We start from the raw sequence: 19,802 nt of genomic DNA, 5'->3' as shown, positions 1-19,802 counted from the left end.
TCGAAACTCCTAGCCCGTTGCGATCAGGCCCGCCCTCAGCATCTTGCGCCGCAGGTATGCCAGCTGGGTCTGCAGCGGCAGTGACTTGGGGCAGACATCCTGGCAGCCCATCAGTGACATGCAGCCAAAGATGCCATCGTCATCGCCGATCAGTTCGTAATAGTTGCCATCGCTGCGCGTATCGCGCGGGTCCAGCCGGAAGCGGGCTACCTTGTTCAGGCCCACCGCGCCGGCAAAGCGCTCGTGCATGATGGCGGTCCCGCAGCCCGCTATACAGCAGCCGCATTCGATACAGCGCTCCAACTCGTAGATCTGCTCGGCGAGTTCCGGCTCCATCGGCGCCTCGATGCTGTCGATATCGGCATCCACGGTCGCCGGCACCCAGGTCTGCAGGCGCTCGCTCATACCCCGCATCCATTTGCCGGTATTGACCGAGAGGTCGCCAATCAATTCGAACACCGGCAGCGGCGCCAGCCGGATGCGGGGCTCCATGGATGCGGTAAGCGTGCGGCAAGCCAGGCCCGGACGGCCGTTGATCAGCATACCGCAGCTGCCGCAGATGCCCGCCCGGCACACGAAATCGAACTGCAGCCCCGGCTCCTGCTCTTCGCGGATCAGGTTGAGGGCAATGAACAGGGTCATGCCCGGCGTTTCCTCGAGCGGGTAAGTCCTGAATTGTGGCTCGCTGTCGGGGTCGGCGGGATTGTAGCGAAAGATTTCCAGGTACAGCGTACGTCCTGTGCCGCCCTGGTCCTGTGAACCCGCAGCCACAGCAGAAGGCACCCCGGCGCCGTCTTCACTCATTGCTCTCCCTCCCCCGGTGGCTCGAACCGCTCGTTTTCCCTGCGATAGCGCTCGGGCAACAGGTGTGCATAGGGCATCAGCGCTTCCTGTCGCGCCGATGCGTCGGTGCAGCGCTGGCGCACTGCGGCGACCTCTGCCTCGCGCCGGGCCGTGTCGGGATGGTGAACATGGTCGCGCTCACCGTATCCGCGCCAGCCTGGCGGCAGTTCCATGGCCATGACATCAAGCGCTTCATAGCTCAATTCCGGCTGACGGGCGCCAGTCGGCCAGCGGGCCAGGGTACGCTTGAGCCAGCGGCTGTCGTCGCGGCGGGGAAAATCCACCCGGCTGTGAGCACCCCGGCTCTCCTCCCGGTTCAGTGCGCCCTGGGCCACACACAACGCGAGTTTGAGCATTCTCGGCAAGCGCCAGGCCAGGACAAGTTCCGGGTTGGCCCCGGGGGCCCGGCAATGCAGGCCCAGGTCCCGGCTGCGCGCCAGCAGCTCGGCCAGGGTGCGCACCGCCTCGGTGAGTCCGGGCCCGTCGCGGTAGATGCCCACGTGCGTGGTCATGGTGTCCTGCATGGCCCGGACGAGGTCTCCGGCTCGCTCGGGTCCACTGCTGGCCAGCAGGCCTGCGATCTCCTCGCGCTGGCGCCGGTAACAGTCATTCACCAAGGCGCTGTCAATGGCGCACTGGCCCGCCTCACTCTGGCAGTAGTCGGCGATCGCCTCGCCGACAATCATGCCCGCCACCACGGTTTCCGCCACCGAATTACCCCCCAGGCGGTTGAAGCCGTGGATATCCCAGCACGCCGCCTCGCCGCAGGCAAACAGACCCGCGAGCTGCGGACTCTGGCCCAGGGCGTCAGTACGCACGCCGCCCATGGAGTAATGCTGCGCCGGCCGCACCGGGATCAGCTCGTGGACCGGATCGATCCCGAGGAAGTACTGGCAGATTTCCTTCACTTCCCGCAGCTTGTGATTGATGTGGTCTTCACCAAGCAGGCGGATATCCAGCCACAGGTGCTGGCCGAAACGGGTCTCGGCACCATGTCCCTTGCGGATATGGTATTCCATGTGGCGGGACACTACATCGCGGGAAGCCAGCTCGGCTTTTTCAGGCTCGTAGTCGGGCATGAAACGATGGCCCCGGCCATCCAGCAGCAAGCCACCATCTCCGCGACAGCCCTCGGTCACCAGGATGCCGGCTGGAAAAATGCCAGTCGGATGAAATTGCACCGCCTCCATGTTGGACAGGGTCGCCACACCGGTTTCCAGTGCAATCGCCGCGCCCATGCCCTCATTGATCACGGCATTGGTACTGACCCGGTAGATGCGCCCGAAGCCGCCGGTGGCAATGCAGGTGGCACGTGCAGTATGGGCCAGTAACTCGCCGGTCATCAGGTTGCGTACAATGGCTCCGTAGCAGCGCCGGCCGTCGTGAATCAGTGCCACGGCCTCCATGCGTTCGTGTACGGGAATATTCGCGGCAATGGCCTGGTCACTCACGTTGTAGAGCATGGAGTGTCCGGTGCCGTCGGAGACATAGCAGGTGCGCCATTTGGCGGTACCGCCGAAGTTGCGGGCGGTAATCAGACCGTGGGCCGATGGCGGTTCCTGCAGCGTGACCGGTTCACCGTTGATGACCACCGGGTGCGGCCCTGCCTTCACCCGGTTCCAGGGAACCCCCCAGTGGGCCAGTTCCCGCACTGCCTTGGGGGCCATGTGCACGAACATACGCACCACCGCCTGGTCGGCGCCCCAGTCGCTGCCGCGTACCGTGTCGGCGAAATGCACATCCTCGCTGTCGCCAAAGCCCTTGATACTGTTGGCCAGACTGGCCTGCATGCCACCCTGGGCGGCAGCCGAGTGGGAACGCTTGGGCGGTACCAGTGACAGGATGGACACTTCCATGCCCCGCCGCCGTGCGCCGATCGCGGTGCGCAGGCCCGCCAGACCGCCCCCGATGACCAGTACATCCGAGTGCAGTACTTTCACGGATTCACCTCGATGGCGGGTGGGTAGCGCAGGCCCGGCCGATCACTGATTTGCTCCCCAAGGCGGAAGTAAGCCAGCAGGGTGCACAGGCCGAGGGTAATAAAAAACACACTCAGGCCCCATTTCAGCAGGTTCAGTCGGTGGCGCAGCTGCTGCGGTGGCCGGCCGGGCAGCACAACCCACTTCAGGGCGAGACGGTACAGGCCGATGGCACCGTGCAGCTCGACCGCGAACAACAGCACCAGGTACAGCGGCCAGTGGGTGTGGTAAACGCGGGCAGCCGAGGCATAGGGGCCGATCTGGTCCGGCTGGGAGAACATGCCGAACAGGTGCATCGGCGCCAGGAAGAACAGCAGAAACCCCGTGGCGACCTGCCACCACCAGAGGGTGGTGTCACCGTGGCGCATGCGCCGCTGGTGCACCCGGAAGGCCCCGTACTGCCCCGCACTGTGGGGAAACTTGCGCAGGGCCAGGGCCGCGTGCAGCATCATCAGCAGCAGCACCAGGGCCACTACCACCGACACCAGCCAGGGATGGGCGCGGCCGAACAGGTAATAGCCCTCGAACATCCGGGCCACCCGGTACATGGCCTCCTCGCTGATCAGGATCGACGACACCAGCAGCATATGGGCCCACATGAACAGGGCCAGCAGCAGGCCGCTGACGCTCTGCAGGGCATCGAGCCGGGCTGGTAATGCACGCGCGGAAAGGGTCATAGTGCTGCAGTATAGATTCAAATCGCGCGACCTTGTCACCCGCCTGCTTCGCTCGCGGTTGAATCGCTCAACTCACCCGAGGCGGTTCTGGCGGCCCACCCCGCGGGCCGCCCTGCGCATGGAACGCAGGGTATCCGCCGGTGTGCTGTCGCCCCCGGCGTAGCGGGCGCGCTCGTACAGGGCGGTTACTTCTCGCACTGCGCTGGCAGACTGGGGTAGCGCCACCACAGCGCGCTCGGCGAAGGCGCCGGGGGGTTCTCCCGGCGCCCGCTCGACCCCCAGACGCGCCAGCCGCTGGCAGAAAGCCAGGTACTCACGGCTGATGGCATCCAGCGCCGCCGGACTGCGTCGCCGCAGCAACCAGAAGCCAACCGGGACTAACACCAACACCCAGCTGCCCAGCAGAATGGTGACGAACTTGCGTCCGTTCAGCTCGCCCAGGTACTCCTGCAGGATACTGAACTGGTTTTCACTGTTGAAACCGACCACCCAGGACTGCCAGCGATAGGTCAGGGCGTCGTACTGCAGGCGCATGCTGTTGATCCAGTTGATCCCCCGGTAGCGCAGCGGTGACAGCGGGGAGTCGGCGAGGAAGCTGCCCTCTCCGGCCAGCGCCTGTTCCAGCCCCTGCTCGACCCGCAGGGGAGACACCGCCGCGGTCGGGTCCACCCGCCGCCAGCCCTCTCCCTCCAGCCACACCTCGGCCCAGGCGTGGGCATCGAACTGGTGCACGATCACCGTGCGATTGACCGGATTCACCTCCCCTCCCTGGTAACCCGCGACGACCCTGGCGGGCACGCCGCCGGCGCGCATCAGGGTGACGAAAGCGGCGGCGTAGTGCTCGCAAAATCCACGCCGGGTATCGAACAGGAAGCCGTCGGTGGGGTTCTCTCCCAACAGCGGTGGCTGCAGGGTGTACACATAGGGCTCGTTGGTAAAGCGGGCGAGTACCGTGTCCACGAAGGCCTCGTCGCTGGCCGCCGCTTCGCGCAACGACCTGGCCAGCGCTACAGTACGGGGATTGTCCCCTTCGGGGAGGCGCAGTTCGGTTTCGCGGCGCCACTCACTCAGCGCTGGCTGCAGGGTGGTCGCCGGCCAGGAGCGGACTTCGTAACGGTACTGCTCCTCGATCTCCACCGGCCGGAACAGGCGGAAATCCGGCGCCTCCATGACGCCGCCCTGGGAAGACTCGGCATAGCGCAGGCTGTACAACCAGCGCTGCTGGGTGGGCATCATCAGGACACTGTAGTCGATGGCGTCTCCCGCAGTGGCGACCTCGGGGGCACGGCGCTCGGCGGGCGGCACTTCGTAGTAGCCGAGGGAGGACCAGGCACCCTCCTGCAGCCGACTCATCACCAGGCCGCGCCAGTAGAGGCTGGACCGGGCCGGGATATCGCCCTCGAAGCTCACCCGGAAGGCCACCTCGTCGGATTTGCTGAGGTTGGAGATATCCCCGGGACGCATGAAATCCGACACCCCGGTACGCGCCGCGTGACTTTTGACCGGTACCGTCCACAGGGGGCCGATGCGGGGAAACAGGAAAAACAGCACCAGCATCAGGGGAAAGGCCTGGGCCAGCATCACCCCGGCCTGGCGCAGGCTGGTGGTGCCGAAACGTTGCTGGCCCTGGTGCAGCGCGACCAGGGCGGTCGTCACCAGCCACACAGTGATCAGCGAATACAGCACGATCAGCAGATCCTGGGTGAACAGGAACTCGGTGATACAAATGAAATACCCGAGGAACAACAGCACGTAGGCATCCTGTCGCCGGGCCAGCTCCAGCAGTTTCATGGCGTAGGCGGTCAGCAGCAGGGCGACAGTCGGCTCCAGGCCCAGCAGACTGCCGTAGCTGAACCAGATCCCGGTACAGGCCAGCCCGATCAGGCCGAACTTCACCAGCCGGCCGGGATAGCGCCAGCGCCCGCGAAAAATCTGCAGGCGCCAGAATGCGCAGGCGCCGTAGACCGCCAGCACCCACACCGGCAGGCGCCCGGCGTGGGGCGCCAGCAGCGCGGCCATCCCCAGCAGGATCCAGATCAGTGCACTGCGGGGGACCTGCTCGATTTCCTTCACGCCCCGCCCCCCAGGCCGTACAGGGCCAGCGCACTGAGCACCTGCTCGCGGTGGGCATCACCCCGCCCGGGCTCGATACGCACCCCTGGCAACCGCAATCCGTAGTCCTCCTGGCGGCGCTCGAACTCCAGCGCCCAGTAGCACAGGTGCGACAGACGCTGTTCCACCGGCAGGCCGGCGAAGGCGTCCCAGTCCAGCCAGCAGTCGCTCTCGGCGTAGGCTGCGTAGAGTTTACTCTGCAGGCTGTGGCCCCGGGCCAGCCCCTTCCAGTGCACGTGGCGCAGGGAGTCGCCGGTACGGTAATCGCGAAATCCGTCGAAATCATCGGAACCGGCAACCGGGATTGCACTGCCGCCGGCATCTGCCGCCGCATGACCCGGCAGGTCCGGCGAGGCCAGCGGCCGGGGGTAGACCACGGCGCGCAGGTCCAGGTCCACCCAGGTCCAGCAGCGCAGCAGCCCCAGAGGATAGGTGGATTCAATCAGCAGGCGGCCGGGGTGGTACCAGCCGCGCTCGCCCACCGGGCAGTAGAACCGCAGGGTATCGCTGCCGGACTCCACCAGGCTGACCCGCTGCTCTGTGCTATCGGGCCACCCCAGGCGCAGGTCGAACCGCGGCCGCGAACCGCCCCGTTCCAGGCGCAGGTCAAACTCCGTCTGCTGCCCCGGAAAGGCCGGCCGGGCCTGAACCGCGTGAATCGACAGCCCGGACAGGTTGGCGTAGGTGTGGAGGATGGCAATGATAAACAACGTGGTGAGCAGGAAGGTGAGGCCATAGCTCATGTTGTTCTCGTAGTTGATGGCCGTGAGCAGCATCACGGTCAGGCAGAGCAGGAAAAAGAAACCGACCCGCGAGGGAAAGATAAAGATACGCTTCTGGTCGAGGGTGACGCTGCGGGCCGGCGGAATACGCCGATTCACCCACTCCCGGAACCGCCGCTGCAGGCGCGCGCGCCAGGAAATTGCCGCGGCCGGTGCCGCCTGCTCAGGAGCGTATGACATCCACCCTGCGCTGCATCTGCATCACCAGGGCCATGCCATCCCCGGCGAAGTCACCACTGGGCACCAGGCGGTGAGCCACCACTGCGGGCAGTACCATCTGCAGGTCCTCCGGGACCACGTGCCCCCGGTTGTGCATGACCGCCCAGGTGCGGGCACAGTCCAGCAGGGCCAACGCGCCGCGAGGCGACAGCCCCACCGCAAACTCCGGCGCCTCACGGGTATAGGCCACCAGCCGCTGCAGGTAGTCGAGCAGGCTGTCGGAGGCGTGCACGCCGGCGACCGCCTCGCGGATCTGGGCCAGTTGATCCTCACGGATGCGTTGCTCGAGGCGGCGGGTTTCCGTGCCGGGCAGGCCCTGGCGCTCGAACATCTCGCGCTCGGCCTTGGGGTGCGGATACCCGAGGTCGAGGCGCATGAGGAAGCGATCGAGCTGCGATTCGGGCAAGGGGTAGGTGCCGGACTGGTGAATCGGGTTCTGGGTGGCGATGACAAAGAAAGGATCGGGCAGTGTCCGGGTTTCCCCCTCCACCGTCACCTGGCCCTCCGCCATCGCCTCCAGCAGCGCGCTCTGGGTGCGCGGCGTGGTGCGATTGATCTCGTCCGCCAGCAGCAGCTGGGTGAAGATGGGGCCCGGGTGGAAGGTAAACGTGGCGTCGCTGCGGTTGTAGATGGATACGCCCAGGATATCCGCCGGCAACAGGTCCGAGGTGAACTGGACCCGCTTGTAGGACAGGCCCAGCACGTCGGCCAGCGCATGGGACAGGGTGGTCTTGCCCATGCCGGGCAGGTCTTCGATCAACAGGTGGCCACGGGCAAACAGGCAGCACAGGGCAAGGCGAATCTGCGCCTCCTTGCCCAACAGGACCTGCCCTACTTCCGCCACGGCCGTGTCGATCAATCCCTGGATCTGCATCCTGTCTCCTGTTGTGGGGCGGTCAGTGGCGTTCAGGCCCGATGTTCAGGCCCGATCTTCAGGCAAGGGCATCGAGTCCCCGCTGCAGGTCGGCCTTGAGGTCGTCGACGTGTTCGAGGCCTACTGCGACACGGATCAGGCCGTCGCGGATGCCCGCGTCCGCCCGCTGTTCCGGCGTCAGGCGCCCGTGGGTGGTGGTGGCCGGGTGCACGATGGTGGATTTGGCATCCCCCAGGTTTGCCGTGAGCGACAGCACACGGGTAGCGTCAATACAGCGCCAGGCGCCCTCGCGGCCACCGCCAACCTCGAAGGCCAGCACGCCGCCAAAGGCACTCTGCTGTCTCGCTGCCAGGGCGTGGCCGGGATGGTCTTCCAGCCCCGCGTAGTACACCTTTTCCACCGCGGGTTGCTGTTGCAGCCAGCGCGCCAGCTCCAGCGCCGAACGGCAGTGGGCGGCCATGCGCAGGCCCAGGGTTTCCAGGCCCTTGAACAGCACCCAGGCATTGAACGGGCTGAGGCTGGGGCCACAGGTGCGGAGGAAGGTCATGACCTCGGTCATGTGCGCCTTGTTGCCGACCACGACCCCACCCATGGTGCGGCCCTGGCCATCGAGAAACTTGGTACCCGAATGCAGCACGATATCCGCACCCAGGGCCAGCGGCTGCTGCAGTGCCGGGGTACAGAAGGTGTTGTCCACCACCAGCAGCGCGCCGCTGTCTTTGGCCAGCTGGGCAAACCAGGCGATGTCGGCCACCTCGTTGAGCGGGTTCGAGGGGGTCTCCAGGAACAGCATCGCGGTATTGGGTTTCACCGCCGCCTGCCAGGCGGCGTTATCCAGCAGCGGCACAAAGTCCACCTCCACGCCGAACCGCCCCAGGTACTTGCTGAACAGGTTGGTGGTAGTGCCAAACACATCACGCGAGCAGATCACGTGATCGCCCGCGCTCAGCAGAGACATGGCGGTGGCCAGGATCGCCGCCATGCCGGAGGCGCAACCTACCGCGGCCTCACCACCTTCGAGGGCGGCCATGCGCTCTTCAAAGCCGCGCACACTGGGATTGGTGTAGCGGGAATAGACATTGCCCGGTTGCTCGCCGGCAAACCGCGCAGCGGCCTCGGCGGCGGAGTCAAACACGTAGCTCGAGGTGGTGTAGATCGGCTCGCTGTGTTCGCCCTCCGGGGAGCGGGAGATACCCGAGCGTACCGCCAGGGTCTCAATATGGGCCCCCGCGAGGGGGTCGTTGTCGTGCTGGTCTGTCATCTCTGTTCTCAGCTGGCGTCGTTGTGCAGGCCGACGACCGCCCCCTCTTCCTGCAGGCGGGCACGGCTGGCACTCTGGGCCTCGTCGTTACGCAGCGATTCGATCCGGTTCAGGTAGTTCTGGTCGACATCACCGGTTATATACTGCCCGTTAAACACGGAACAGTCGAAACCGTCCACGGCCTCGTTGCCCTCACGGGAGCATTCCACCAGGTCCTCGAGGTCCTGGAATACCAGCCAGTCGGCGCCAATCAGCTCCCCGACTTCCTCGACACTGCGGTCGTGGGCAATCAGTTCGGTGGCGGATGGCATATCGATGCCATAGACGTTGGGATAGCGCACCGGTGGTGCGGCGGAAGCGAAATACACATTTTTCGCACCGGCGTCCCGGGCCATCTGGATAATCTGCCGACAGGTGGTGCCGCGCACGATGGAATCATCCACCAGCATCACGTTCTTGCCCTCGAATTCCAGCGGTACCGGGTTGAGTTTCTGACGCACCGATTTCTTGCGCTGGCTCTGCCCGGGCATGATGAAGGTGCGGCCGATATACCGGTTCTTCATGAAGCCTTCGCGGAACTTGAGCCCCAGTTCGTGGGCCATGGACTGGGCGGCAATGCGACTGGTATCCGGGATCGGGATCACCACGTCGATATCGTGGTCGGGACGCTCGCGCAGGATCTTGCGCGCCAGTGCCTCGCCCTGGCGCATCCGGGTCTTGTACACCGAGATACCGTCCATCAGGGAGTCGGGACGGGCGAAGTAGACATGTTCGAAAATGCAGGGTTTGAGTTCGTGCTCCGCGGCGCACTGGCGCCGGTGCAGACGGCCCTCGCTATCGATAAAGACGGCCTCACCCGGGGCGACGTCGTCGATCAACTGGTAGCCGAGCACGTCGAGGGCGACACTCTCGGAGGCCACCATGTACTCCTCGCCATTGGCGCTCTCGCGTTTACCCACCACCAGGGGGCGGATGCCGTTGGGGTCGCGGAAACCGACCACACCGTAATCGACCAGCATGGCCACTGCGGCATAGCCGCCGCGGCAACGCCGGTGGACGGCCTCCACGGCCTTGAAAATGTCATCGGGGCTGGGGCTCAGTTTGCCCAGGGTCTGCATCTCGTGGGCGAACACGTTCAGCAGGACCTCGGAGTCCGAATCGGTATTGAGGTGTCGCAGGTCGTCCTGGAACAGTTCCTTTGCCAGTTGCTCGGCGTTGGTCAGATTGCCGTTGTGGGCCAGGGCAATACCGTAGGGGGAATTCACATAAAACGGCTGCGCCAGCGCAGTGCCGGAGCTACCGGCGGTGGGGTAGCGGACATGACCGATACCGATCGGGCCCTGCAGGCGCTGCATGTGGTGCTGCTGGAACACGTCCCGCACCAGGCCTTCACGCTTGCGCTGGTGAAAGCGCCCGGCGCTGCAGGTCATGATACCCGCTGCGTCCTGCCCGCGGTGCTGCAGAACCGTCAGGGCGTCGTAGATATCCGGGGCGACGTTGCCGTGCCCGACCAGTCCAACCAGACCACACATGTTTCACTTCCTCATTGCGGCGCGTACGCCGCGGGTTCCAACCTACACCGACTGACCCGGCGTGAGCGCCGAGAGACTGTCGGTATCAAAGCGTGACAGGGTGCCCCGGGCCCAGTCCATCAGGGCGTCCACCTGGGGCATCAAATGGGCCTGGTGGAGCCAGACCTGATCCCTGGGCGGCAGCAGCTCGCGGATCAGGAACACCAGCACCATGACAATCACCACCCCACGGGTAAAACCGAATATCGTACCCAGCAGGCGGTCGGTGGCGCCGAGTCCGGTCGCCTTGACCAGCTGCGACATGACCATGCTGACAATGCCGAACACCACCAGCACGGCAATGAACAGCAACAGCCAGGCGGCAATGTAGCGAGCGGTGATATTGCTGATGTAGCCGGTGAGGCTGGTAGCCAGCTCACTGGCAAACAGGTTGGCGACGACAAAGGCCACCACCCAGCCCAGCAGCGACAGGGCCTCGCGCGTGAAGCCGCGCCACAGGCTGACCAGCGTGGACAACCCGACGATACTCAGAATGGCCCAGTCGACCCAGGTCAGTTGCGTCAATTCCAAGGGTTCCACCCGTCCCGTTGCGGGCGCATTCTACCAGAGCACCCGCCGCCAAAACACCGGGACAATTCCGCTTCCGGGACCCGGTGAAGGTAACAATGGCGCGATCGCCGGCTCAAGGGTAGTAGCGCCTGACCATGGATTTGACGCCGAACTGGCGATCGACATCGGCCTTGATGTCGTCGAGGCGGGCGCGTTCGAATTTCGGGCCCACATAGACCCGGAACACCTTGCGCCCCTCGACCTCGGCGACTTTGACATAGGCTTTGTGGCCCATCGCCTGGAGCCGCTGCAGGGTCTGGTCGGCCCCCTCCTTGCGGCTGACGCTGATCACTTGCAGTGTCCACGCCACAGGGATGCCCTGGTCATCGATCTCCGGCTGGGCCGGACGCTCCTCCCGGGCGCGCGCTGCAATCGCCTTGTCGTCGGGGGGAGTAATCGCCGGGGCGGGCTCCGCCTCGGGGGCCTCGGGTTCCGCGTCGGCTACCAGCACCGACACGGCATTGGCGTCGGGGGCGGCGGGCAGATTGGGCTCCGCCAGGCCGTCATCGGCATCCAGCGGCGGTGAACCTCTCAGGCCGACCTTGTCGGGCGAGGCCAGGGGCGTGGTATCGATGGCGGGCGGCGGCGGCATCCGCACCACAGGCGCCTGCCGGGCCGACTCCGGTTCGACGAAGATGATGGGCCAGAACACAACGCCCAGTGCCACCAGGATCAACGCGCCCACCAGGCGCTGCTTGAGCACGTTATTCACGCCCTGCCCCTGTCCTCATCCCTGTCCAAAAGCGGCAGCACAGCTGCCACGGTAAAAAACGACCCGAAAATCACCAGCCGGTCGCCGGCTTCCGTTACGCTCTGGGCCCGGCGCAGCGCCTGACGCAGATTCTTGCTGACACTGATCATGAACTCGCCTTGCGCCCGCAGCAAGTCTGCCACCCCGGAGGCTGTGGCAGCGCGAGGGTTATCGGGTTGGTCCGCCAGGAACCAGGCGTCGAAACAACCGTGCAGGGGGCGCAACATCCCCGGCAAGTCCTTGTCTTTCATGGCAGAAAAAATTGCAATAGTCTTTCCATTACAATCACTTGCATCGATATATTCAATTAATTTATGAATCGACTGGGGGTTGTGAGCCACATCCAGCAGGTAGTCCCGTCCGGCTATCTTACGCTGCTGGCGACGCCCGACGGGGTGCACCCCGGACAACACGGCCGGAACGTCCAATGCCGCTGGATCCAGGCCCAGTAGCTGCAAGGCCTGCAAAGCCCCGCAGAGATTGGCCGGGAGCAGGGCCCCTTCCTCCAGGGGTGGCAGCCGGTAGTGCTGACCGTCCGCGCCCAGCAAACGCGCCTGCCAGGAGCCCGCCGGAAGGTCGGAGACACTGTCTGAAAGGTCGCAGAAACTGCCAGAGCGGTCACAAAAAAAGTCCCGACCCAGGAACAGGCCTGTCGCCCCGCTCTCTGCCACGGCGGCAGCAAGACCGGCCGGCGGCGCGCTGTCACTGATCACCGCCGGACGTCCGGCTCTCAGGATGCCGGCTTTCTCGCGCGCGATGGTATCGAGGTCGTCACCCAGCCAGTCCTGGTGGTCGAGTCCGATAGCGGTGATGACCGCCACATCGGCATCGACAATGTTCACCGCATCGAGGCGGCCGCCGAGACCGACTTCCAGCACCAGGACGTCTGCCCCGGCGTCGCGAAACACCCACAGCGCCGCGAGGGTGGCAAATTCGAAATAGCTCAGGGAGATGGACTCGCGCGCCTGGTCGATTGCCTCGAAGGCGCGCACGATCACCGCGTCTTCAGCCTCGTTGCCAGCCACGCGAATGCGTTCGTTGTAACGCAGGAGGTGCGGGGAGGTATACACGCCCGGACTGCGCCCCGCCGCAAGCAACAGGGCCTCGAGCGCCGCAGCCGTCGAGCCCTTGCCATTGGTACCGGCAATGGTCACCACCGGCACTTCCACCGGCAGCAGGCCGAGCCGTTTGGCGACGGCACCGACCCGCTCCAGGCCCAGGTCGATTTCCCGGGGATGCAGTGCCTCCAGCCGGCCCAGCCAGGCTGAGAGGCTGGTGTCAGTCATTGTCCGGGGCGGACTCCAGGTCTTCTTCGAGTACCGCTTCGACCACCTCTTCCGGTTCGACGGGTGCGCTGTCCGCCAATTCGCGGGCAGTGAACTTGGCCAGCAGGCGACCGAGCGTGTCGCGCATGTCATTGCGATGCACGATCATGTCGATGGCGCCGTGTTCCAGCAGGAATTCACTGCGCTGGAACCCTTTCGGCAGTTTCTGGCGGATGGTCTGCTCGATGATGTTGGGACCGGCAAACCCGGCGCGGGCATCAGGCTCGGCGACGTTAATGTCACCCAGCAGGGCCAGCGAAGCGGAGACGCCGCCGTAGATCGGGTCGGTCATGACCGAGACATAGGGCACGCCAGCCAGTTTCATGCGCTCGATCACCGCGGAAGTCTTGGCCATCTGCATCAGCGAGATAAGCGCTTCCTGCATGCGGGCACCACCGGATGCGGAGAAACAGACCAGCGGTATGCCCTCCTCCAGTGCGATCTGGGCCGCCCGGGTGAACTTCTCGCCCACCGCGTAACCCATGGAGCCACCGTGGAAGGCGAATTCGAAAGCCACCGTCACCAGCGGCATACCCTGCAGCGTGCCCCGCATGGCGATCAGGGCATCCTTCTCGCCGGTGGACTTCTGCGCCGCGGTGAGGCGATCGCGATAGCGTTTCTTGTCCTTGAACTTGAGCCGGTCCACGGGCTCCACATTACTGAGGATTTCCTCTCGCCCTTCCTGGTCGAGGAAGATGTCGAGGCGACGGCGGGCGCCGATCCGCATGTGATGGTCGCACTTGGGGCAGACGTCGCCGTTGCGCTCCAGGTCCGGCCGGTACAGGACCGCCTCGCATTTCACGCACTTGGTCCACAACCCCTCCGGCACATTGGCGCGACGGCTCCCCTCTTCCTTACGCACCCCGGAAGGCAGAATCTTGTCTATCCAGCTCATGGCTTCTCCCGCTTTATTGCCGGCAATTATAAACGTCAGGGCTGGTAACTAGAAAGAAGCGCCGTCAATTCCGCGACGTATTTCACTCAGTAATTCCACTGCGTGGGCAATCGTCTGCTCATTGCTGGCACCCGCCGCGGCTGATTCAGCCAGACGCTGGACCAGAGCACTGCCCACGACAACGCCTTCGGCCACCTCCGCCACCGCGCGCGCCGAAGCCGCGTCCTTGATGCCGAAACCCACCGCCAGGGGCAGATCCGTGGTTTCCCGGATACGGGCCAGATGGGCCGCCACATCAGCGGTATCGAGGTGTCCAGCGCCGGTAACGCCCTTCAGCGCCACGTAATAGATAAAACCGCTGGCCTGCCCGGTGATCGTTGCAATGCGCGCATCCGGAGTGGTGGGTGCAATAAGGAAGATGTTGTCCATCCCCACCCGGTGCAGCTCGGCGTTGACACCCGCCACCTCCTCCGGGGGGATATCAACGGTCAGCAGAGCGTCTACGCCAGCGGCCGTGGCGGCGTCGGCGAAGGCGGCGTACCCCATCCGCTCGACAGGGTTGGCATAGCCCATCAACAGCACGGGGGTGGTGCTGTCCTGCTCGCGAAATGCCCGCACCATGTCCAGGGCATCCCGCAGGCGCACCTTGTTGGCCAACGCCCGCTCGTGAGCGAGCTGGATGGTGGGACCTTCCGACATGGGATCCGAAAACGGCACCCCCAGTTCGATAATGTCGGCCCCCGCCTCCACCAGCGCATGCATCAGCGGTACGGTCACGGCGACCCCCGGGTCACCGGCCACCACGTAGGGGATCAGCGCCTTGCGGCCCTGGGCGGCCAGTTCCTGAAAACGTCCAGCAATACGACTCACCACTATCCCCTTAAAACTGAATGCCGTCGATTTCGGCAACGGTATGAATGTCCTTGTCCCCGCGGCCGGACAGGTTGACCACGATGTGCTGGTCGGGGCTCATGCCCGCCGCCAGTTTGCCCGCATAGGCGAGTGCGTGGCTGCTTTCCAGCGCCGGCATGATGCCTTCAACCCGGGTCAGGGTGTGGAAGGCATCCAGTGCCTCCTTGTCGTCCGCCACCACGTACTGGACGCGGCCGATATCCTTCAACCAGCTGTGCTCGGGACCGACACCGGGGTAGTCCAGCCCCGCAGACACCGAGTGGGTGTGCAGAATCTGGCCGTCCTCGTCCTGCATCAGGTAGGTCCGGTTGCCGTGCAGCACGCCGGGGGTACCTGCCGTCAGCGGCGCCGCATGCTCCCCGGTAGCGACACCGTGACCTCCCGCCTCGACCCCGTACATGGCCACGCCGTCATCCTTGAGGAAGGGGTGGAACAGGCCGATGGCGTTGGAACCACCGCCGACGCAGGCCACCAGCGCATCCGGCAGGCGCCCGGTCTGCTCCAGCGACTGGGCCCGCGCCTCGCGGCCGATCACGCACTGGAAGTCCCGCACGATTTCCGGGTAGGGATGCGGGCCGGCCACGGTACCGATGATGTAGAAGGTGTCGTCGACGTTGGTCACCCAGTCGCGCATGGCTTCGTTCATCGCGTCCTTGAGGGTCTTCGAACCCGAAGTGACGGGTATGACTTCGGCGCCCAGCAATTTCATGCGATAGACGTTGAGCGCCTGGCGGCGTACGTCCTCCTCACCCATGAACACCTGGCACTCGAGTCCCAGGCGCGCAGCGATGGTGGCAGTGGCCACCCCGTGTTGTCCGGCGCCGGTCTCGGCGATCACCCGGCGCTTGCCCATGTGCTTGGCCAGCAGGGCCTGGCCGATGGTGTTGTTCACCTTGTGGGCACCGGTATGGTTGAGGTCTTCGCGCTTGAGGTAGATACGCGCCCCGCCAATCTGCTCGGACCAGCGACGGGCGAAATACAGCGGTGACGGCCGGCCGACATAGTGGGCCAGATCCTCGTCGAGCTCGCGCTGGAACTCCGGATCGTTCGAGAGCTTGCGGTACAGGCTCTCGAGTTCGGCCAGGGCCGACATCAGGGTTTCGGCGACAAACTTGCCACCGTACACACCGAATCGGCCCTCGGCATCGGGAACCGTGTCAAAAAGGGTTTTGTCGATCTCTGTTGTCATCGCTACTACACCTGTTGCTCATCCGCGGCGTGTACCGCCGCAATAAAGGCTTTAACCCTGGCCGGGTCCTTGCGGCCGGGCGCACTTTCCACACCTCCGCTGACATCCACTGCCGCGGGTTTGAGCAAGGCTATTCCCTTGCCCACATTATCTGCATTGAGGCCGCCAGCCAGTACAACTGGCCTGGAAAAAACCCCACGCGCCGTGCTCCAGTCGAAAGTCTTGCCCGTTCCTCCCGGCACACCCTCCTGCCAGCTGTCGAGCAGGATGGCCGAGGCTTCGCTGTACGCGAGGCAAGCCTGAACCGGGTCTGCCCCCTCGCGCATCCTCAGCGCCTTGAGCCAGGGGCGACGGAAGCGGCGGCAGAACGCCGGCTCTTCGTCGCCGTGAAACTGCAGGGTATGCAGGGGCACTTCCGACAGGACCTCCTCGATGGTTTCTACGCGCTCATTCACGAACAGGCCCACAAGTTGTACAAAAGGCGGTACCGCGGCCGCGACTTCGCGTGCCCTGGCGATACTCACTGCACGCGGGCTGGGTGGGTAGAACACCAACCCCAGGGCATCGGCGCCAGCTTCACAGGCCTGTACCGCGTCCTCCGCAGAGGTAATACCGCATATCTTGATTCGTGTTCGGGACACGGAAAGCACCTTCGATCAGGGGGCAGAATGATAGCAGACCCGGCGCCGGACTGTCTTTACAGAGCCAGTCCCATCCCCTGCACCAGCAGGGGCCCCTCCGGGGTCACGGGCAAGCCGAAATGAGCGGAGTAACCGACATCGACAAGGTAGAGACCATCGGGCGGGGCGGTATCCGCCGCCCGGGTGCGGTCGCGCCCGGCAAGCAGGCTGGCAATCCAGCCAGCCCCGGCGCGGCCGCTGCCCACCGCCATCAGGCTGCCGGCAATATTGCGCACCATGTGGTGCAAAAAGGCGTTGGCCTCGATATCAATCACCACCAGCGACCCCCTCCGCAGCACACTCACCGCGTGCACATTGCGATTGGGGCTGGTGGACTGGCAGGCCGCGGCACGAAAGGCGCTGAAATCCTGCTCGCCCAGCAGGTACTGGGCCTCCCGCTGCATGAGCCCTTCATCCAGCGGGCGACGCTGCCACGTCACCTGGCCGTTGAGGTGTGCGGGGCGCACCGGTGTATTGGCGATAATGTAACGATAGCGGCGTGAGATCGCGGAAAAGCGGGCGTGAAAGTCTTCTACCACTGGCACCGCCCAGTGCAGTCGCACATCGAATGGCAGGTTGGCATTACCGCCCAGCACCCAGGACTTCGGGCTGCGCGCTGCCGGGCTCTCAAAGTGGACCACCTGGCCGTAACCGTGCACGCCGGTGTCGGTTCGACCCGCGCAATGCACGCGCACCGGGGCGCTGGCGACCTGGCTCAGGGCCGCTTCCAGGGTCTGCTGTACCGTGGTGACGTCGAGGTGGGGTTGCGATTGCCAGCCGTTGTATTGGCTGCCGTCGTACTCGACCCGGCAGGCCACCCGGGCGCCGGGTGGCAGCGGGTCGGGGGAAAGAAACTCAGTCAAGCCGGTCGATCAGCCCCTGCGCTTCCTGCTGTTGATCAGTCGAGCCTTCCTGCAGGACTTCTTCCAGAATCTGCCGCGCACCGGCCTCGTCGCCCATATCGATGTAGGCGCGCGCCAGATCGAGTTTGGTGGCGACAGGATTGCCCTCGGATGCGAAGACCAGTTCGTCGTCATCGTCGTCGTCTTCTGCATCCGGGTCGCTGGACTCGAAGTCCTTGCTGAGGTCGAGATCGTCGTCGAGGTCGGAAAAATCATCCTCGATTTCCAGGTCGCTGAAACCGTCGTCAGTAGCGGCGTTCTCCTCGAATTCCGGCGCAGCCTCAAAGCTGGATGGCGCGGCGCCAGTGGGATTGCCCACGGTAGGGGTGCTGGACTCCGCAGCTGTGGCGGCAGAACCGAACTCGGTCTGGTCATCGGCGGCGGCCAGGGCGGCCTCCGCGCTCGCGATGGCTTCGTCGTCTCCGATTTCGCGCAGGGCCGCCAGCTGTTCACGGGCGTCACCTTCGCGTCCCGTACGCACAAAGAGCTCCAGCAACTTCAGGCGGAACACCGGGTTGCCGGGTTCGGCACCAATCGCGTTGCGCAGCAATTCGATCGCCTGGGGGTAACGTCCGTAGGCGATGTAGATATCCGCTTCCGCCAGGGCGTCACCGGTATCCACATCCGATGCGTACTCGTCGTGTTTGCGTTGGCCGTACCCTCGCTCCTCGTTGGTCGCGGGAGCAGCGGGAGCCGGTTCCGGCGCCACTTCGGTGGCCGGTTCCGGCGTATCGTCAACGTCGAGCTCCTGCTCCTTGAGCTCCACCCCGGCGAACACATCCCGATCCGCCTCGGCTTCCTCTTCTGCTGACTTGCGCCGCCGCCACAGCAGCAGGCCACCGATCAGGGCCAGTACCGCAATACCGGGATACAGGAGGTTGTCAGTCCAGCTGCCGGAATCCGCAGGTGGCTGCGGCGCAGGCTTGGGAGCCGGCTTGGCAGCCGGGGCAGGTTCCGGCTCGGCCGCGGCCTCCACGGGCGCTTCTTCTACCGGCACAGGGGCAGCACTGCCACCCTCGGCTTCGAGGCCGGAAGCATCACCGGCGACCCCGCCGTCCGCACCATCGACGTCGACATTGGCCTCCCGCAGGGCTTTCTGCAGGGCGGCTATCTGTTCGTCCTTGACGGATACAATATTTTCCAGGGTCTCGACCTGATCGCTCATGGCGTCGAGACGGCCCTGTAACTCGGCATTTTCCAGCTCCGAGCGCTCCAGGCTTTCCATTGCGGCATCGGCGCCGGGGGATGTTCCGGGTGATGCGGTGCCACTGCGCGCCGCAGAACCAGCGTCACCGGGTTCCGGTTCGCTGGCGGAGATTTTCAGTGAAGGCCCTGAGGACGATGCAGCCGGGGTAGAGGCGCGCCCTGCGCGCCAGTCCTCATTCTGTTGCTTTACCTCGGCGAGAGCCTTTTCCAGGTCGGCGGAACTGATGTCCTCGGCAGAGGGCAGGTAGATAATGTAACCCGCCTTGATCCGGTTGATATTGCCATCAATGAAGGCATCGGGATTGAGCCGCTGGATGTCCAGCATGGTCTGGTGCACCGAGGCGCCCTCAGGCCGCGCCGCCTTGGCGATGGCCCACAGGTTCTCATCACGGCGAATCATGTAGCGCGCACCGGGCGCCGGTGCAGCGGCGGTGCCTGAGCTGAAATCGCGCTGCGGCATCTCGCCGGGGGCGAGATCGGACTTCTGCCCTACTCCGACCCGGGTACCGGTCGTAACTTCGGGCTCAGTCTTTTTTTTTGCCGGAGCGGGTATACCCTCGACTTCCTCTACCCGCTCGCTGGCAGAGATCACATCGGTGGTGTTGTCGAAGGCCGGCGGGTCGACCAGTACGGTGTATTCGCGCAGCAGTCGCCCGGAGGGCCAGCGCGTCTCGACGATGAAGTCCAGGTAAGGCTCGAGCACCGGATCTTCGGAACTCAGGATAATCTGGCCGCGACCGTTGGCGCCGACCTTGACCTCAAACTTGATACCGGTCAGAAAATAGGCGCGATCGACACCCATTCGATCGAAATCGTCCGAGGTCGCCAATCTCACCTTGATCTGGTCTTCGTGCAGACCGCCAGTGTTGAGAAGATCGACTTTCGCCTTGAGAGGCTCGTTGAGAAATGATTGAAGGGTGATGTCACCCAGACCGAGCGCCCAGACAGACCCTGCCTGTAAACAACCCAGGGAGAATAAAACTGCTGCTAACTTCCGCTTCCTAGCCATACCCTAGCCTTATTATTCTGCACCTGCTTAACCAAGCCGGTTCCC

At 64.7% G+C, this 19,802-nt stretch carries 17 protein-coding genes; all 17 read right to left on the bottom strand.

The genetic code is table 11. From position 1 onward, the window contains the following. Window positions 1-9: 9 nt before the first annotated feature. The 17 genes from FV139_RS07465 to FV139_RS07385 all read right to left on the bottom strand — a co-directional run bounded on the left by FV139_RS07465 (window position 10) and on the right by FV139_RS07385 (window position 19,757). Window positions 10-804, bottom strand: coding sequence for a fumarate reductase iron-sulfur subunit (locus tag FV139_RS07465; protein ID WP_148067647.1), 795 nt, complete (start codon window positions 802-804; stop codon window positions 10-12). Continuing rightward, window positions 801-2,783 carry a fumarate reductase flavoprotein subunit gene (locus FV139_RS07460; RefSeq protein ID WP_148067645.1) on the bottom strand — a complete coding sequence of 661 codons (1,983 nt, stop codon included), beginning with the start codon at window positions 2,781-2,783 and terminating at the stop codon, window positions 801-803. Before FV139_RS07460 ends, FV139_RS07465 begins: the two co-directional genes overlap by 4 nt. After that, window positions 2,780-3,499, bottom strand: a complete 720-nt coding sequence (locus FV139_RS07455; RefSeq protein WP_148067643.1) for a fumarate reductase cytochrome b subunit — start codon at window positions 3,497-3,499, stop codon at window positions 2,780-2,782. Before FV139_RS07455 ends, FV139_RS07460 begins: the two co-directional genes overlap by 4 nt. Window positions 3,500-3,571: 72 nt before the next feature. Next, window positions 3,572-5,572 (bottom strand): transglutaminase TgpA family protein, encoded by a 2,001-nt coding sequence (locus FV139_RS07450; protein ID WP_148067642.1) that lies wholly within the window; start codon window positions 5,570-5,572, stop codon window positions 3,572-3,574. After that, on the bottom strand, window positions 5,569-6,573 hold the full coding sequence (locus FV139_RS07445) for a DUF58 domain-containing protein (RefSeq protein ID WP_148067640.1): 1,005 nt from the start codon (window positions 6,571-6,573) through the stop codon (window positions 5,569-5,571). Before FV139_RS07445 ends, FV139_RS07450 begins: the two co-directional genes overlap by 4 nt. Next, window positions 6,557-7,486: an AAA family ATPase gene (locus tag FV139_RS07440; protein ID WP_148067638.1), complete on the bottom strand. Its 930-nt coding sequence runs from the start codon at window positions 7,484-7,486 to the stop codon at window positions 6,557-6,559. The genes FV139_RS07445 and FV139_RS07440 overlap by 17 nt, the downstream gene beginning before the upstream one ends. 58 nt (window positions 7,487-7,544) lie before the next feature. Further along, on the bottom strand, window positions 7,545-8,747 hold the full coding sequence (locus FV139_RS07435) for an O-succinylhomoserine sulfhydrylase (RefSeq protein WP_148067636.1): 1,203 nt from the start codon (window positions 8,745-8,747) through the stop codon (window positions 7,545-7,547). Window positions 8,748-8,755: 8 nt separating this feature from the next. Continuing rightward, window positions 8,756-10,279, bottom strand: a complete 1,524-nt coding sequence (gene purF / locus FV139_RS07430; RefSeq protein WP_148067634.1) for an amidophosphoribosyltransferase — start codon at window positions 10,277-10,279, stop codon at window positions 8,756-8,758. Window positions 10,280-10,321: 42 nt separating this feature from the next. Then, a complete protein-coding gene (locus FV139_RS07425) occupies window positions 10,322-10,843 on the bottom strand; it encodes a CvpA family protein (RefSeq protein WP_235898576.1) in 522 nt (173 codons plus the stop codon). Window positions 10,844-10,961: 118 nt separating this feature from the next. Further along, on the bottom strand, window positions 10,962-11,600 hold the full coding sequence (locus FV139_RS07420) for an SPOR domain-containing protein (protein ID WP_148067630.1): 639 nt from the start codon (window positions 11,598-11,600) through the stop codon (window positions 10,962-10,964). After that, complete coding sequence (locus tag FV139_RS07415; protein ID WP_148067628.1) at window positions 11,597-12,925, bottom strand: bifunctional folylpolyglutamate synthase/dihydrofolate synthase; 1,329 nt, start codon at window positions 12,923-12,925, stop codon at window positions 11,597-11,599. The genes FV139_RS07420 and FV139_RS07415 overlap by 4 nt, the downstream gene beginning before the upstream one ends. Further along, window positions 12,918-13,859, bottom strand: coding sequence for an acetyl-CoA carboxylase, carboxyltransferase subunit beta (gene accD / locus FV139_RS07410; RefSeq protein WP_148067626.1), 942 nt, complete (start codon window positions 13,857-13,859; stop codon window positions 12,918-12,920). Before accD ends, FV139_RS07415 begins: the two co-directional genes overlap by 8 nt. A 48-nt stretch (window positions 13,860-13,907) precedes the next feature. Beyond that, window positions 13,908-14,729 carry a tryptophan synthase subunit alpha gene (gene trpA / locus FV139_RS07405; protein WP_148067624.1) on the bottom strand — a complete coding sequence of 274 codons (822 nt, stop codon included), beginning with the start codon at window positions 14,727-14,729 and terminating at the stop codon, window positions 13,908-13,910. A 10-nt stretch (window positions 14,730-14,739) separates the two neighbouring features. Beyond that, window positions 14,740-15,960: a tryptophan synthase subunit beta gene (trpB, locus tag FV139_RS07400; protein WP_148067622.1), complete on the bottom strand. Its 1,221-nt coding sequence runs from the start codon at window positions 15,958-15,960 to the stop codon at window positions 14,740-14,742. Between the two features lie 5 nt (window positions 15,961-15,965). Further along, window positions 15,966-16,601, bottom strand: coding sequence for a phosphoribosylanthranilate isomerase (locus tag FV139_RS07395; RefSeq protein ID WP_148067620.1), 636 nt, complete (start codon window positions 16,599-16,601; stop codon window positions 15,966-15,968). 56 nt (window positions 16,602-16,657) lie between these two features. Then, window positions 16,658-17,503, bottom strand: coding sequence for a tRNA pseudouridine(38-40) synthase TruA (truA, locus tag FV139_RS07390; protein WP_148067618.1), 846 nt, complete (start codon window positions 17,501-17,503; stop codon window positions 16,658-16,660). Next, complete coding sequence (locus FV139_RS07385; protein WP_148067616.1) at window positions 17,496-19,757, bottom strand: FimV/HubP family polar landmark protein; 2,262 nt, start codon at window positions 19,755-19,757, stop codon at window positions 17,496-17,498. Before FV139_RS07385 ends, truA begins: the two co-directional genes overlap by 8 nt. Window positions 19,758-19,802 lie beyond the last annotated feature (45 nt).

Origin of the sequence: Parahaliea maris (assembly GCF_008064665.1) — a bacterium.
GTDB classification, from domain to species: domain Bacteria; phylum Pseudomonadota; class Gammaproteobacteria; order Pseudomonadales; family Halieaceae; genus Parahaliea; species Parahaliea maris.
This window is presented reverse-complemented; position numbering and strand designations above follow the sequence as displayed.

Coding starts and splice junctions, on each gene's coding strand:
- FV139_RS07465 (WP_148067647.1), bottom strand. CDS start 804: ATGAGTGAAGACGGCGCCGGGGTGCCTTCTGCTGTGGCTGCGGGTTCA.
- FV139_RS07455 (WP_148067643.1), bottom strand. CDS start 3,499: ATGACCCTTTCCGCGCGTGCATTACCAGCCCGGCTCGATGCCCTGCAG.
- FV139_RS07445 (WP_148067640.1), bottom strand. CDS start 6,573: ATGTCATACGCTCCTGAGCAGGCGGCACCGGCCGCGGCAATTTCCTGG.
- FV139_RS07440 (WP_148067638.1), bottom strand. CDS start 7,486: ATGCAGATCCAGGGATTGATCGACACGGCCGTGGCGGAAGTAGGGCAG.
- FV139_RS07435 (WP_148067636.1), bottom strand. CDS start 8,747: ATGACAGACCAGCACGACAACGACCCCCTCGCGGGGGCCCATATTGAG.
- purF (WP_148067634.1), bottom strand. CDS start 10,279: ATGTGTGGTCTGGTTGGACTGGTCGGGCACGGCAACGTCGCCCCGGAT.
- FV139_RS07415 (WP_148067628.1), bottom strand. CDS start 12,925: ATGACTGACACCAGCCTCTCAGCCTGGCTGGGCCGGCTGGAGGCACTG.
- accD (WP_148067626.1), bottom strand. CDS start 13,859: ATGAGCTGGATAGACAAGATTCTGCCTTCCGGGGTGCGTAAGGAAGAG.
- trpB (WP_148067622.1), bottom strand. CDS start 15,960: ATGACAACAGAGATCGACAAAACCCTTTTTGACACGGTTCCCGATGCC.
- FV139_RS07385 (WP_148067616.1), bottom strand. CDS start 19,757: ATGGCTAGGAAGCGGAAGTTAGCAGCAGTTTTATTCTCCCTGGGTTGT.